Consider the following 15,727-nt stretch of genomic DNA (forward strand, 5'->3'; position numbering starts at 1 on the left):
TACCTTCCGTCCGATCTCTGTCGCTGGCCAAATCGAAGCAACCGAGTCCCTTCAGCTCCAAGTCGGCGTTGCCCGGATCGACGTTCGTCCCGGTATTGAACCCGGACTGCTTCGTGATGTAGTTGCCGCCCTTACCCCGTTATGCTGAATTTCATCGCTTCACCTGTTTATCTGGCTTGCGGCGCAACAGACATGCGCAAATCCATTGATGGGCTGGCCGCTATGGTACAGGAACAATTTGGGCTCAATCCGTTTTCCCTGGCGCTGTTCGTGTTTTGTAATCGCAGACGGGACAAGCTCAAAATTCTGCATTGGGATCATGCTGGCTTCTGGCTCTACTACCGCAGGCTCGAACGCGGCTCGTTTCAGTGGCCCGCTGGCGGCACAGCCTTACCTATTCCCTATTATACGAAGCACTATCCGTTATGTTCCAATTTGGACTTTGGATATTCGCGTTACTGACGTTTGTCTTGACGCTGCTGATATACTTGCACACAAAGAAATAGGCCGCCCACTGGAATGGTTTGCGGCCTATTTCGTACACCTATATCCAAGCCAACCGCTCTTAAAGCGGCTATTGCTTGGGAGTCGTGTTGCTAGCACGGCTCCTTTTTCTATTTATATCTTACCACGGTGTAATTTATACGTCTACGGAGTTTTGTACACCCTTGCTTTTTTTACTTTTAAATCCATAGGTCATTTTACGCCAAATCATTTCCAACGGACCCTGTTTAAATTTCATAACATATAGATTAGCACCGATAAGCTCAATAGCAATGATAAGCAAAGACATTAAAAACAATTGAAAGAGAGTAAATCCATCTTTCAAACCAAACAAGTGAATAAAAAGGGAGCCTAAAAAGTTTTGAGCTACATATACCGATACCGCCATTTTCCCCATATTAGCAATGGGTTTTAAGAAATTCGACAAAGCTTTATTCTGTAAAAGTAAAAACAAACTGCTCAAGTAAAATAAAGTCATAGAAAAGGTACAAATACGTGAGGATATATCTACTAACATCCACGCTGATTCCGGTATAGTTTCAAAAATATACCAGATAGAGCCTATTGAAGAGATAGTACCTACGATAATACTGAAAATTGTCGTTCGATGCAGTAATTGTGCATGGTTTTGCATTTGTATTACAATGTTTCGCTTACCAGCGTATAATCCCAACAGAAACATTCCGAAAACGGTAGTTAGATCTGTAACCCCGACAGGAAACCAAAATGAAATTGCACTATGATCCGTACTTGTTAATATGCTTATACTGAAAAATGCAAGTGCCCAATTTAAAATAGTTTTAGGTTTTCTCCTGTAAAACGGCATTAAAAAAAATCCAAGAAGTGCATAAATATATAAAATGCTACCATACCAACTCAATAAATGTAATATCCCAATGAATAATAAAGCAAATAAACGGCGGGTACAGAAACGAAAAATCTTGGCACCATGGGCTTCACCGCGACTCATAAACATATAGAAACCTAAGCCAAACAAAAAAGAAAAAATACTGTAAAATTTAGTATGAATGAATACACTATAAGCCAGCTGTAAATAGGGATCAAAAGGATGGGCAGAGTATTGCATGATTGGTATGGAGTCTGATAAATAATCCAGCAACGTTATTAAATAAGTATCAAAATTTACAAATATAATTCCTATTAAGGCTATCCCACGCACAATATCTATAGAAATTATCCGTTCTTTATCTATAGTAGGATTCCAGTTTATTACTTTCCTCATCAACATTATCCATCTCCTCTAAATTGGCATTGTGCTAGCTCATATATACAAAAATCTATGGGTGATGTCCATATGTACATTTGGTGAGATAATAAAACATTTAAAAAACACCTCCATTTTATAAATATTGTTTTATTTTACTATTAAAAATATCCTCCTTAAAGTAAGTTTACCCATTAGAGATAATTTTTTCAATACCCTTTACAAGCGCATCAAAGTTTTGATTTCCTGCTTCGGTTTCTTGGCGAGAGACCCTGCCCATACACAGGCAACGACGTTCTCTTGGTGCACATCCAACCCTGCATACCGTTCCCATATCGCATCCATTCCAGCTTCACTCCCTTGCTTTGGATTGAACAGATCATGCAGCAGCATAACACTAATTTTATTACGGAAGCCGTAGTACTTTTCTATATTGCGCAACGTAAATAAAAAAAATAAGCGCCGACCAAAATAGGACGACGCTATCTATTCGTTATTCATCGTTACGTCTTTCAAGCGGCGAGTATTTGCGGTGTTGCTTCATAACGCCCGTTCCGAACATATTTACATACATCCGGACAATTTCAAGCGAGGTATGACCGAGGATTTTTTGCAACGAGAACGCATCCCCACCATTCATGACGTACTTCTTCGCAAAGGTATGTCGGAAGGTGTGCGGAGATACCCGCACTCCCGAAACTCCGGAAACCATGCCGTATTCGCGAATATAATCTTGGATTGAACAGCGTTGAAGCGGATTATTGTCGATATTGACCCACACGAGGTCGTGATCAAGTATTCCACGAATAGCAATGTACTCCTTTAGGTGACGATATAGCGTACTGCCAAAAGGGACAAATCGTTCTTTCCGTCCTTTACCGAATATCCGGATTACATTGTTTTTCCAATCGATATCGGTAGTTTTTCTTCCGCATAGTTCGGAAATTCTAACGCCGAAACGGCGATGTCAAAATCCGTTGACGCATCAGAAAACGCAGTACCATTTTGCCCCGTTGCGGAGATCATATTCTGCTGCCTAGATCGTGAATTTCCGGACATAAAAAAAACACCTACATCAAATTATTCGCGATTGAGAACGAATAACACGAAGAGAGGTGCGTCGTCATTCTAGGTGAGTGTACCGCAGGATTCGCATGGATTCCCGTAAAGGCTAATGTGTTTGGCTACGAAAAGGACACGGAAAACGGTTAAATCCGAATATTCGGATTCCGAACGTATTACGTCCTGTGCGTCTGCCAATTCCGCCACCCCGGCACATACACAGTGTGCAAACACTATGAATCTTTGAAAACAACGGTTCTGGTGGGCCCTGAGGGACTCGAACCCACGACCAATCGGTTATGAGCCGACCGCTCTGACCAACTGAGCTAAGGGCCCCTACACCATTGCTTATTGCAAAAATATTGGTTGCGGGGGTAGGATTTGAACCTACGACCTTCGGGTTATGAGCCCGACGAGCTACCGAACTGCTCCACCCCGCGACATTTTGTTATGGCCACTCTTTCGCAGTGACAAGTATTAGTATACTATATAAATCCATGAACAGTCAAGAAAAAAGTTAGAAAAATAATAATCTCTACAATGTCCCCTTAGAGAACAAAGCGGATTCCATACTTTCCTTTGCGGGAGCGGTACACCTCAATCTCGGATGGCGTATCATATCCGAATATCCAAGCATCCTGCTCCAGCCGCTCCTGCAGGCAGCGGGCCTGGAATTTTGTATTGTAGAGCTTGCCCCAATATACCCAATGCATTGCCATCCTCACTCCTTTCTTCACATGTCGCTACTATTGTGTTCGATATGTTCTCCAATCATGCAGCCTTCTTGAACGGTCAGCGGTAGCTGCGGCAACGTACAAAGACCGGCGAAGCCTTGGCAGGCTTGCCGGTCCAAATGAAGTTCTTTATTTGTTGTATTCGGGATCGACTTGTTTCTTTTTCAAAAGCTGGTTGCCCTTGCTCTCCCATTCCTTCAATGCATCGCTTACGCTCTTCTTGTTATCTAGAACCTCCTGGAACAAGGTTTGGCCGATATCGTACACTTCCCATAAATTGGTATATTTTTGGAAAATTTCATCATCATTATTTTCCGTAGGCGGAACGGGCTTCATGGTGTAGAAGGCTGCGATATTGAAGTCGGCCCCGTCTTTCGGCTTGAGATGCTTCTGGCGGGACACCAACTCATAGCTGCTGCGGGAGCGGAGCTTCGCCCATTCGTCGCTCGACACGAACTTGACGAAATCCCAAGCATCATCCGGATTCGACGCCTTCTGATTGATGGCAAAAATATTGCTCAAATTGACGAATCCGGATACGCCTGGAGCTTCCGTATGGGAGGGAAGCGTCACGACATCCCAATCGAATTTCGTGAACCCTTTGATTTTGTCGGCATTTTTCATCGCATCCGACAGATCGGAATTAATGAACGAGTAATCGCTGAGCATCATTGCCACTCGTCCGGACAGGAAGCTGTCATACTGGAACGGATTGTATTGACTGTCCTGCATCTCTGGCATTTCCATGTCATCGCCTGGAATAATCTTCTCAGCGATCAGCTTCGAAAACGTCGTCCATACATTCTCCCACTTCGGCGTATTGACGGTCATATTTTCTGCTTTATCATCGAACTTGCGGAGATTTAGCGGCTTGACATAATCATCCATGTCAAAGAACGGATCATTGCTTCTGAAATAATGATCGAAGGAGAAGCCATAGACGCGATCCTTGCCCTCGCCCTTGGATACCAGCCTCGCCTTGTCGAATACTTGCTCCCAAGTCATATTGTCCGTCGGCGGCTCGACTCCCGCTTCCTGGAATAACGTCTTATTATAGAATAAAGCCTGAGAACTGAAAGTCGGCGCTAAGCCGTACAGATTATTTTCTCCCATCGCCTTTAGGCCGTCAATGACCGTCGGCACAAATTCGCTGGTATCGATTTTATCCTGCTGAATGAGCGGATCGAGCTGCTTAAGTAGACCATCCCGAGCAAGTACCCGATATTGGCTGGCATCAAGAACGACCACATCCACCGGGTTGGCTCCGGTCATAATCTTCTTCAACGCCTCTACATAATCCGGCCGCTTATATTCTCCGTTCGATCCCCATCGATCGGACTGTTCCACAGCGGGCACGATCTCAATTTGAATGTCCCCATGCTTCGAAAATTCGAACACGTCGGTATACTGAGAACGGAAATAAGTGTCGTCATTCCCGCCGTACAGAACGCCGACGCGCAGCACGCGCTCTTGGCCTGGCTTTACTTCAGCTGACTTCGTGCAAGCTGTCAGCATCGGAATAATCATCGCTATGGCCATGGTTGCCAATAACAGCTTTCGTACCCATTTTTTTAAACCCACTGGTTACCCCTCCAACTCTTTCGGTGTGCGGATAATAATTTTATCTCCGTCTAGTTCCATCGATGCCTTATCTGTAATATGGAGAGCCTCTAAGTACTCCTTCGGCACCTGCAGGCGCCCAACGCGGTCGACGACGACATACGCTTCATGATGATCCTGAAGTCCTTGCCCTGCAAACCCTTGATCCTCACCCCCGTTCAGATTTGGATTCCGCTTGATGAACTCGGTACTCGTCAAGCCGTCGCGAATCGCAACGACCCGATCGACCTTGCCCGCCAGCGCCAAATCGTGGGTCACAATGACAACCGTTACCCCTATCTCCCGGCTCATGCGACGGAAAATGTCCATAATCATATCGGAAGTTTGCGTATCTACCGACCCCGTCGGTTCGTCCGCCAACAATAATTGGGGACGGTTGGCCAGCGAGATCGCAATGGCTACCCGCTGCTGCTCCCCACCCGAGAGCTGGTGCAGCTTGTTGTTCATCCGATGGCCCAGGCCGACCGCCTCCAGCAGCTCCTTCGCATAAGCCCGATCCATCTTCCCTGCGAGCATCATCGGCACTTCCACATTTTCCAATGCGGTCAAATAAGGAAGCAGATTTCTAGCATTGTTCTGCCAAATGAACCCGACCGTATCCCGCTTGTATTCGACCAGTTGCTCATCGGTTATTTTGAGCAGATCCCATTTGCCAACCCGTACGGTGCCGGCAGAGGGGCGGTCCAATCCGCCCAACGTATTCAGCAATGTCGATTTGCCGCTGCCGCTGTTCCCGATGATCGCCATCAGCTCTCCTTGCTTGACGGTTAAGTTCAAGCCTTGCAGGGCCACGACTTCGATCTCATCTGTCTTGTATATTTTGACAAGGCCTTCACAATGAATCATCGCTTAACGCTCCTCTCCCATCTTCACGGCTTGATGCACCCGCAGTCGGCGAATCTGCATGAACAGCAGCGTTGCGCCCGTCAGCATCATGACCCCGACAACAGCATATAACTGCATCGTATCTTTTGCATCGAAAATGATTCGGAACGGCGGCACCTGCATCTTCGCATTTTCTGCAGATTGCAGGAACGGAAGGAACAGGCGGCTTGCCAGCTTGCCGAGCAAAATGCCTATGCCGATCGACAAGCCTGCGGTAAAGATCTGTTCCAGCAGCAGCATCCCTGTCAGCTGCCGACGTGATAGACCCATTGCCCGCAAAATCCCGAACTGCACGACACGGCTCGATAAGTTGAAGAACCAGTAGAGTAAATATCCGATAAGCGAAATGATAACCGAAATCAGGAAGCCCATGCTCAGGATGCCGAAGATGCCTCCGCGAGTCGGATGCTTGCTCTGGATCGCCAGTTCGCTGCGCACGTCCTTGACGGAGACGAGCTCGATGCCTGACTTCTGAAGCTCTTCAACCGCCGGCGCAAGCGGCGCCTTTTCCTTCATCTTCAGCCATACATCGTATTTCATGAGCGGCACCTGATCATAAATATATTCCAGGTTCGTAATAAAGAACGGCGTCTGATCCGGATATTGACTCGGCCAATACGGCAGTATCGCCGCGACGACGAACTCAACCATTTGATCCTGCAGGGTGATAGAAATGACATCCCCCGGCTTCAATTCATACGTCTTCGCGATATTGCTCGGAATAATGACGGCTGCGCCCTCATAATACTTCCCTAGTGCATCCAAATAGTTGAACGGGTGCTGCGGGAACAAATCGTTCCGGAACCAGGCCACCTTCGCGAACTCGTCATTATCAATGCCAACGACCATCCCCTGGCCGATAGAACGTCCGGAGATCACGACATTGCCTTTCGCCTGCATTACTCTGGCTGCCGCCTCGACCCCAGGCAGCTTACGGAACACTTCGAACGGCGGTTCGTTCAAAACCTGCTTCCCTTTCGGAGGCTGCTGTCCTCCAGACCCGCCCGGACCTCCAGTACCGCCTCCTCCATTGTTGCCGCCGTTATTACCGCTGTTTTTGCCCCCCTGATCCTTCCGATCAGCGACGAACGTGCTTTCCCATACGGTTTCGACGACGACATCTGCGCCATATTGATACAGCGTGCGTTCCGTTGAATTCGTGTCAATGGTCCGTGCCGCCGACGCATTATATACGCCAAGCCCGAGTGTCAGAATGAGCAAAATCATCAGCGGATAGTATGATTTGGCGGATCGGGACAGCTGCGTCAGTGTCAAGTACAGCGGAACCGGCAGCAGCTTGCCGCCAATCCATTGGAACAGGCGCAGCAGCAGTGGATACAACCGCAAAAAGAACAGTCCGCAAGCGAATATCGCAAGCGCCGGAATAAAGAACAGGAACGGCTGCACTTGCAGCTGCTCCGAGGTCATTCCCGTCCGGAACGACAGCAGTTGCTGCTGATTCAGCATATAATATCCATATCCTGCTGCGGCAAGCAGCAGAACATCAAGAAACCATTTTTGCCAGACCGGACGCTTGTCTTTGCGGGCCAGCTTCTGCTTCAGATTGACGATCGATTGGCGCGCGAACAGGACGGCCGGTAAGACGCTGGCCAAAAGCGCAATCAGAACCGCGGCCGTACCGAAGATGACTGCGTCAGTCGTAAATCCGACCGGAATCGATTTGCGGTTGACGAATTCAAGGAATCCGTTAGCCGATCCGATCGATTTGGCCATGAACCAGCCGATGAGCGGCGCAATCGCGAGTGCTACCGCTCCAAGAATAAGGCCCTCCAGCAAGTAGAGCCAAATAATTTGCCCCGTGCTGGCACCGCGGCTCCGCAGCACCGCAATATCGCTCTGCTGCTTCTCCAATGCCTGATTGGCATTCATTGCGATGTAATAGAACACCATGGCGATCATGGGCGCCGCTAGCGTGAACAGCATCATCTGCAATTGAATGCTCTGGCTGCGGAATTCGTCCAGCACCTTGGCGAACGAGATCTCCACCTGCGTTCCAGGCAGCTTCTGATACAGATCGATGCCGAGACGATTCAGCGTCCGCTCCAACGGAGACAAGTGACTGGTCTTCACTTCGCGCAAATCAAAGGCATAATACCAGCTTGACTGCTGAAGAGCGACTTTATGTTCGCCCATAATCGTCTTGCTTAACGTATCCGGCGAGACGATAAGCGAGTTCATTAATCCTTCCCACCCCTGGAACCAATACGCGCTCGTCTCGTCCTGCGGCTTGAAGGTGCCGACGATCTTGATGCGGAGCGTTGTCGGATTGTCTCCATAAATCGAATATTCCAGCTCTGCACCAACATGAAGGTCGTTCCGGTACATCGCTTCCTCGAGCATAACCGCCTCAATGACACCTCCGGACTCCCCGTCTTCATACAGCTTGCCGTTCGTCCATACGACCTTGTCGTCCAGGCCGGACATGGAGCCTAGCGTCATCGAGCGCACCCGGCTCGCATCGACCTTCGTCGAATCGACCGGATATACCTCCGTCGTGCGAAGGCTGCGCCAGTTAACGAATTCCTGGACCGGGAACCCGATCTGCTCCTTCACATCTTCCCGGATATACCGGTCAACCTCTTGCAGTGCATTCGGTTCGACCTTCGCTCCGCTCGAGCCCTGATACCTCATCAGCAGGGAACCCGCCGGCGATCCTCCGCTGTTCTCCTGTAGTGTCTTCGTTACGACACGCTTTAACGCCCCGTCGGAGTACATCGGGATGCTCACCGTAAAAGATACCGCCACAATAAGCCCCAACAGCGTGCTCACCGTCAGCCAGCGGGTATTCCGCATTTTACGGAATAAAAAACGAAGTAACGGAATTTCCATATTATCGGCCCACTACTTTCTGACCCGGTTCAAGTCCGGCTTTGATTTCAATCTTGGTCGGTGTCTGCATTCCGACCTCGACATCGACTTCTCGCTTGCCGTTCTCGTCGGCAACCTGGACATAGGTCCGCGAGCCGATCGTGCGCAAGGCGGAAGGTGGGATGACGATGGCGTCCTTTATCTTGTTGGTCACGACGGTGACGCTAAGCATGGTGCCTCGGGTAACTCCCTTCGGCATCTTCTCCACCTCGATCGTCATGTACTTGTCGATCCGGTCCTGCTCCGGTTGATTGCCCTCGCCTCCCCCTTCATTATCGTTCGATGGCAGCGGAAGCGCCTTGACCTTGCCCTTGATGACACCGTCCACCGAGTTGATGCTGACCTCGGCTTCCATCCCCGGAGTGATGCGCTTCAGATCGTCCTTCGACGGCTGCGCGGCCACGGTCAGCCGGGACGTATCCGCGACGATCACCACCGGATCGTACTTCTTCGACATGGCGCCCTTCTTCGCCTTTAACGACACGATCGTGCCCGTGAACGGAGCAGTTAGCGTCGCCTTGTCAATATCCGTCTGCAGATCGGCAAGCTCCTGCTTCTTCTGTTCGAACAAGATCTGCGCTTCCTCGAACTCGACCGGATCCATCTCGTCTTTTTTGCGCAGCGTTTCCTTCATCTTCACTTCTTCGGCCCGCAGTTGCAGACGATTCTTGCGCAGCTCCTTTTGCAGGTCATCCACATCAAGTTCCGCGATGACCTGGCCTTTTTTGACCGAGTCGCCATTTTTGACATAAATATTTTTGATCGGTTTGTTGTCCAGCGTGAAGAACAAGATGTCCTCCTGATCGGACATTAATTTTCCGGTCATCGTGGCGACAGCTCTCAACTCTTCACGAACCACTTCATATTCCGGCTTCTTCGATACCGTAGGCGGTGTGATGGTCGGCAACACTTCCTCTTTCTCTTCATCCGGCAGAAGCGAGCAAGCAGACGTGAACAGCAGCATGCCGCACATCATTAGTAGAGCGGCACGGCGCCATTTGCGCGCGCTTCTAGGTGATGAATCTTCCGTCGACCATTTCATAAACATGATCAGCTACCTCCAAAATTGTGGGATCGTGGGTGGTCATACAGATGGCGATGTTTTCCGAACGAATAATTTGCCGGAATACGCCCATCACCTGAGCCCCCATTTGTGAATCCAATTCCGCTGTCGGCTCATCGGCCAGCAGCAGCAGCGGCTTATGCGCAATCGATTTGGCTATCGCTACCCGCTGTTGCTCTCCCCCCGACATTTCGAAGGGACGGTGGCTCATGCGCTTGCCTAATCCAACCATCTCAAGACAATAATGGACCCGCTCCTTCCATAAATGGCGGGGCACATTAGCCATCCGAAGCGACAATTCAACGTTCTCATAAGCGGACAATAGCGGCATAAGTGCAAAAGCCTGGAAAATAAACCCGATTTCACTGCGCCGCGTCGCGGTGCGCTTATCATCGCTCCATGTCGAAAACGGCTCCCCCCGGAACCGGATCTCCCCCTTCGTGGGCAGATCGAGCCCTCCAAGCATGTTCAGCAGTGTCGTCTTCCCTGACCCGGATCGGCCCTTCAGCATGACCAATTGACCTGGATGCACTTCCATCTCGATTCCTTTGAGCACATGCAGCTTCTGGCTGCCGACCTGGAACGTCCGCTCCACCCCGCGAACTTCAAGGAGCGGTTTATCCGGTGAGATGGGATAGGCTCGGGCAGGCCAGGCTGTAGCTTCTGTCTTGTCTTGTATGTATTCCGTCTTCTCTTGCGCCACTTCTTCCTGCTCGTTCGCCGCGAGAGCCGGGGATGCCTCGACACGGTCTGCCTTCCTCCGCTTGCGAAGCCATTTCATTGCATTCTTCGCCCCTTTCTCGGACATGTCGTCAAAAACTCATTCTAAGTATAAAGGATAGGAAAGAAAGAAAAGTTACAATCTTTGTAATGCTATGCCGACATTTGTCGCCAAATATGGAGGTTCCCAAACCTCCGAGCATTTCTACTTTATACTACTACGTTATACTATATTTTCTGTTAAATGTTTGTCAATAAAGAAAAAAAACCTAACCGATATGTCGGTTAGGCTCGATTTATGCCGCTACCAGGCAAGTTCATTGCCCCAGGCAACCGGGTTGGTGCGCCAAGATGCCAACACATCGAGATCCGCCGCTTGAATGACGCCTGTTTCCAGAGCCGTCTCCATGAGCGCGGTATAGCGGGACAGCGTATAAAGCGGGATTCCGGCTTCCCGGAATGCCTGCTCCGCTTTTTCCAGCTCATAGCTGAAGATGGCGAATACAGCAAGCGGCTCCGCCTCCGCTTCCCGGACGGCCATCGCCGCTTTGAGCGAGCTGCCGCCGGTCGAGATCAGATCCTCGATGACGACGACCTTCTGTCCCGGACGAATCAGGCCTTCAATCTGATTCTGCTTCCCGTGTCCCTTCGCCTTGTCTCGAATGTAAGCCATGGGCAGCCCCAGCTTGTCCGCGACCCAGGCCGCATGCGGAATCCCGGCGGTCGCCGTCCCGGCGATGATTTCCGCATCCAGCGCATATTCCTTGACCAAAGAAGCGAATCCCTCCGCGATGGCCCCCCGAATCTCAGGATAAGACATCGTCAAGCGGTTATCGCAGTAGATAGGGGCCTTGATTCCGGATGTCCAGGTGAACGGCTCATGCGGCCGCAGCGCCACGGCTTCTATAGATAACAAATGTCCTGCAATCTCGCGTTCCCTCTTCGTCGTTGCCATCGTTACACCAACTCCTCGATAATGGATAGTAAGGCTGCCCTTGGATCCTCCGCTTCCGTAACCGGTCGGCCAACGACGATATAATCCGTGCCATGCTGCATCGCTGCCGCCGGTGTCATCACGCGGGACTGATCCTGAAGCGGAGCGCCCCTCGGCCGGATGCCCGGAGTAACCGTGCGGAACGAATCGCCGCAGGCCGCCTTAATGCTTGTCACTTCATGCGGGGAAGCGACGACTCCGTCGAGTCCGGCTTCCTGCGTCAGCTTCGCATAGCGGACGACGGTCTCTTCGACCGTGCCGGGAATGCCAATCTCTTCATTCATGACTTCGTTATTGGTGCTCGTGAGCTGCGTAACGGCGATGATCACGGGACGCGGCAGCGAAGGGTCGGCCGCGCGCGCCGCCTCGACTCCCTCCATAGCCGACTGCATCATCTTCTTGCCTCCGGCCGCATGGACATTGAACATGTCGACGCCCAGCTTCGCGATGCTGTTCGCACCGCCCATTACCGTATTCGGAATGTCATGCATTTTCACATCCAAAAACACATTGTACCCGCGCTCCTTGAGCTCGCGGATGAAGGGAGGACCGCCCGCGTAGAACAGTTGCATGCCTACCTTCATATAGCAAGGAATGCCCTCCAGCCGCTCAATGAGGCGCTGGGCCTCCGCCGTCCCGGCATAATCCAGCGCGACCATAACCCGACTCGCTGCCTGTTCAAATGATACCGTATGACTCATCTTCTTCCACCCCCGTTCGTCGTCCATACTCTCTGTTGCATGCGGATCCCGGCAATCGGGGAGGATCACAGGCCTCCTTGATTGCTTTCGCACAGCTTTATCTGTCATCGTTAATTAACTGATGGCCGGCATCGGACGCGAGGAGAAGTTAATCTGCTCCAGCATCTCGAGCAGCGCGCGCACCGTATCCAACGAGGTCATGCAGACGACGCCGTTCTCCACCGCCTCGCGGCGGATGCGGAAGCCGTCCCGTTCTGGAGTCTTGCCCTTCGTCAACGTATTGACGACGAGGTGCGCTTCCCCGGTCCGGATCAGGTCGAGAATATTCGGAGTCTCTTCCGTCAGCTTGTTGACGCGCTGGACGTTCAGCCCCGCTTCCTCCAACGCCGCAGCGGTGCCGCCTGTTGCTATCAGTTTATAGCCAAGACCGGCGAAGCCGCTCATCAACTGCACCGCTTCTTCCTTGTCTTTATCCGCCACCGTACAAATCATCGCCCCGGTCGCCGGTATTTTCATGCCCGAGCCGATGAGACCCTTGTACAGCGCCTTGGCAAACTGCTTGTCACGGCCCATCACTTCCCCGGTTGACTTCATCTCTGGTCCGAGCGTCGGCTCGACCCGGCGCAACTTAGCGAAGGAGAAGACGGGAACCTTCACCGAGACATGGTCGTCTTCCGGCCACAGGCCTTCCTGATACCCGAGGTCGTTCAGCTTCCCGCCAAGAATCAGCTTCGTCGCGACGTTCGCCATCGGAATATGGGTTACCTTGCTCAAGAACGGCACCGTGCGGGACGAGCGCGGATTGACTTCGATAACATAGACTTGATGTTGATAAACCACGAACTGGATATTGATGAGCCCAATCGTCTTCAATTCCTTGGCGATGCGAATCGTAATGTCAACCACCTGTTGCTGCAGCTCCTGGGACAGATGCTGCGGCGGGTAGACCGCAATCGAGTCGCCTGAGTGCACCCCGGCACGCTCCACATGCTCCATAATACCCGGAATGAGCACCGTCTCGCCGTCGCAAATCGCGTCGACCTCGACTTCCTTGCCCAGCATATAGCGGTCGATAAGGACCGGCTGCTCCGGATTGATTTTGACGGCAGACTCCATATAGTTGAGCAGCTCTTTGTCCGAGTAGACGATTTCCATCGCGCGTCCGCCGAGGACGTAGGATGGGCGGATAAGCACCGGATACCCGATGCGCTGTGCCGTACCGACCGCTTCGTCAACCGATGTAACGGTGCTTCCGCTCGGCTGCGCGATGCCGAGTCGCGACAAAAGCGCTTCGAACTTTTGGCGGTCTTCCGCTTCATCGATGCTTTCGATGCTGGAGCCGAGAATCCGCACCCCTGCCTTCGCCAGTGGAGCCGCCAAGTTAATCGCGGTCTGGCCGCCGAACTGGACGATGACGCCTGCCGGCTTCTCCTGCTCGATGACATTCATCACGTCTTCGAAGAAGAGCGGCTCGAAATAGAGCCGATCCGACATGTTGAAGTCGGTCGAGACCGTCTCCGGATTGTTATTGATGATGACCGCCTCGTAGCCTGCGTCCTGGATTGCCCTTACCGCATGAACGGTCGAATAGTCGAATTCAATCCCTTGCCCGATCCGAATCGGGCCGGAGCCGAGGACGAGAATCTTCTCCTTCTTGGCGGACATGACTTCATTCTCCGTCTCGTAGGTCGAGTAATAGTAAGGAGTGGAAGCTTCGAATTCAGCCGCGCAAGTATCTACCATTTTATAGACCGGCCGGATACCTAGCTCCTTGCGCAACACGGACACCTCCGCTTCCGTCGTGTGGGCCGCCCCCGGATGGGCCGCCTGGCGAAGCTCCGCAATGGCACGGTCCGTGAAGCCCATGCGCTTCGCTTCATAGAGCGTCTGCTCGCTCAGAGCAGACGCTTCCTGAATCCGTGCTTCAAAGGCAATCATGCCTTCGATTTTATCCAGGAACCACCAATCAATCTTCGTAATATCATGCAGACGCTGCAGCGCATAGCCGCGGCGGAATGCTTCCGCAATCAGGAACAGCCGCTCATCGTCCGGCGATTGCAGGCGCGCTTCCAGCTCGTTATTATCGAGCGGCCCTGCTTCCGGCAAGTACAGGCGATGGACGCCGATTTCGAGCGAGCGCACCGCTTTGTGCATCGACTCCTCGAACGTCCGGCCAATCGCCATCACTTCCCCGGTCGCCTTCATTTGGGTGCCGAGCTTCCGGTTCGCTTTCGTGAATTTATCGAACGGCCAACGCGGAATTTTGGATACGATATAGTCCAGCGTTGGCTCGAAGCATGCATAAGTCTGTCCCGTCACCGGGTTTACAATCTCATCCAGCGTGTAGCCGATCGCGATTTTGGCCGCCATCTTCGCAATCGGGTAGCCCGTCGCCTTGGACGCAAGCGCCGACGAACGGCTTACCCGCGGATTCACTTCAATGACACCGTATTGATAGCTGTTCGGATCCAGTGCGAACTGCACATTGCAGCCGCCCTCAATGTTGAGCGCACGGATGATGTTGAGCGAGGCGGAACGGAGCATCTGGTACTCCCGATCCGACAGCGTCTGGCTTGGCGCAACCACGATGCTGTCGCCCGTGTGAACGCCCACCGGGTCGAAGTTCTCCATATTGCAGACGACAATGCAGTTGTCATTGGCGTCGCGCATGACTTCGTACTCGATTTCCTTCATGCCGGCGATGCTCTTCTCAATCAGACATTGGCCGATCGGACTGTAGCGAATGCCGGAGGCGACGATATCGCGCAGTTCCTCTTCCTTGTCGCAGATGCCTCCGCCTGTCCCGCCCAGCGTGTAGGCAGGGCGCACAATCATCGGATAGCCGGTGCTGTTCGCGAACTCGAGAGCTTCCTCGACCGACGTCACGATCGTGCTCTCCGGCACCGGCTGCTCCAGCTCGCGCATCAACTCGCGGAACATATCCCGGTCCTCGGCACGTTCAATCGCTTCGAGCTGCGTACCGAGCAGCTTGACGTTTTCCTGCTCCAGCACGCCTGCGCGCGCCAGCTCGACCGCCATATTGAGCCCGGTCTGCCCGCCGAGCGTTGGCAGCAAGCCGTCCGGACGCTCCTGGCGAATGATTTGCGTGACGAAATCAAGTGTAATCGGCTCGATATAGACTTTGTCCGCCATATTGGTGTCAGTCATAATCGTAGCCGGGTTGCTGTTGATGAGAACCACTTCAATGCCCTCTTCCTTCAACGCCTGACATGCCTGCGTTCCGGCATAATCGAACTCCGCCGCCTGGCCGATGACGATAGGCCCGGAACCGATGACAAGTATTTTTTTTAGGTCTGTGTTCTTCGGCAT

The 15,727-nt window shown here is 51.9% G+C and carries 14 protein-coding genes and 2 tRNA genes; 2 read left to right on the top strand and 14 right to left on the bottom strand.

All coding sequences use genetic code 11. The annotated features are described in order from the left end of the window. The first annotated feature begins 141 nt into the window (after positions 1–141). Both tnpB and PPOP_RS25940 read left to right on the top strand, forming a co-directional pair. Positions 142–462 (top strand): IS66 family insertion sequence element accessory protein TnpB, encoded by a 321-nt coding sequence (tnpB, locus tag PPOP_RS10850; RefSeq protein ID WP_006286383.1) that lies wholly within the window; start codon positions 142–144, stop codon positions 460–462. Then, a complete protein-coding gene (locus PPOP_RS25940) occupies positions 426–506 on the top strand; it encodes a putative holin-like toxin (protein ID WP_422730640.1) in 81 nt (26 codons plus the stop codon). Before tnpB ends, PPOP_RS25940 begins: the two co-directional genes overlap by 37 nt. A 134-nt stretch (positions 507–640) precedes the next feature. Here PPOP_RS25940 and PPOP_RS10855 read toward each other — a convergent pair whose 3' ends face one another. From PPOP_RS10855 to carB, 14 genes are all read right to left on the bottom strand, one after another. After that, positions 641–1,753: a DUF418 domain-containing protein gene (locus tag PPOP_RS10855; protein WP_006286384.1), complete on the bottom strand. Its 1,113-nt coding sequence runs from the start codon at positions 1,751–1,753 to the stop codon at positions 641–643. A 195-nt stretch (positions 1,754–1,948) separates the two neighbouring features. Continuing rightward, a complete protein-coding gene (locus tag PPOP_RS25130) occupies positions 1,949–2,074 on the bottom strand; it encodes a hypothetical protein (RefSeq protein WP_267879070.1) in 126 nt (41 codons plus the stop codon). A gap of 148 nt (positions 2,075–2,222) precedes the next feature. Beyond that, positions 2,223–2,675 (bottom strand): tyrosine-type recombinase/integrase, encoded by a 453-nt coding sequence (locus PPOP_RS20595; RefSeq protein WP_093471041.1) that lies wholly within the window; start codon positions 2,673–2,675, stop codon positions 2,223–2,225. Between the two features lie 375 nt (positions 2,676–3,050). Further along, positions 3,051–3,127, bottom strand: a tRNA-Ile gene (locus PPOP_RS10865). Between the two features lie 27 nt (positions 3,128–3,154). Next, positions 3,155–3,231: transfer RNA gene (locus PPOP_RS10870), tRNA-Met, on the bottom strand. Positions 3,232–3,339: 108 nt separating this feature from the next. Further along, a complete protein-coding gene (locus PPOP_RS22770; RefSeq protein WP_159101839.1) occupies positions 3,340–3,510 on the bottom strand; it encodes a hypothetical protein in 171 nt (56 codons plus the stop codon). A 144-nt stretch (positions 3,511–3,654) separates the two neighbouring features. Beyond that, complete coding sequence (locus PPOP_RS10875; protein WP_006286389.1) at positions 3,655–5,106, bottom strand: ABC transporter substrate-binding protein; 1,452 nt, start codon at positions 5,104–5,106, stop codon at positions 3,655–3,657. Positions 5,107–5,109: 3 nt separating this feature from the next. Further along, on the bottom strand, positions 5,110–5,991 hold the full coding sequence (locus PPOP_RS10880; protein WP_006286390.1) for an ABC transporter ATP-binding protein: 882 nt from the start codon (positions 5,989–5,991) through the stop codon (positions 5,110–5,112). A 3-nt stretch (positions 5,992–5,994) separates the two neighbouring features. After that, on the bottom strand, positions 5,995–8,880 hold the full coding sequence (locus PPOP_RS10885; protein WP_006286391.1) for an ABC transporter permease: 2,886 nt from the start codon (positions 8,878–8,880) through the stop codon (positions 5,995–5,997). 1 nt (position 8,881) lies between these two features. Next, positions 8,882–9,967: an efflux RND transporter periplasmic adaptor subunit gene (locus PPOP_RS10890; RefSeq protein WP_042228467.1), complete on the bottom strand. Its 1,086-nt coding sequence runs from the start codon at positions 9,965–9,967 to the stop codon at positions 8,882–8,884. Next, the gene (locus PPOP_RS10895; RefSeq protein WP_006286393.1) at positions 9,930–10,790 is read right to left on the bottom strand and encodes an ABC transporter ATP-binding protein; all 861 of its coding nucleotides are present in this window, start codon (positions 10,788–10,790) and stop codon (positions 9,930–9,932) included. The genes PPOP_RS10890 and PPOP_RS10895 overlap by 38 nt, the downstream gene beginning before the upstream one ends. Positions 10,791–11,006: 216 nt before the next feature. Then, on the bottom strand, positions 11,007–11,657 hold the full coding sequence (gene pyrE / locus PPOP_RS10900) for an orotate phosphoribosyltransferase (protein WP_006286394.1): 651 nt from the start codon (positions 11,655–11,657) through the stop codon (positions 11,007–11,009). A gap of 2 nt (positions 11,658–11,659) precedes the next feature. Beyond that, positions 11,660–12,397, bottom strand: coding sequence for an orotidine-5'-phosphate decarboxylase (pyrF, locus tag PPOP_RS10905; protein ID WP_006286395.1), 738 nt, complete (start codon positions 12,395–12,397; stop codon positions 11,660–11,662). A 114-nt stretch (positions 12,398–12,511) separates the two neighbouring features. Continuing rightward, on the bottom strand, positions 12,512–15,727 hold the full coding sequence (gene carB, locus PPOP_RS10910) for a carbamoyl-phosphate synthase large subunit (RefSeq protein WP_006286396.1): 3,216 nt from the start codon (positions 15,725–15,727) through the stop codon (positions 12,512–12,514).

Origin of the sequence: Paenibacillus popilliae ATCC 14706, from assembly GCF_000315235.1 — a bacterium.
Classification (GTDB): Bacteria; Bacillota; Bacilli; order Paenibacillales; family Paenibacillaceae; genus Paenibacillus_B; species Paenibacillus_B popilliae.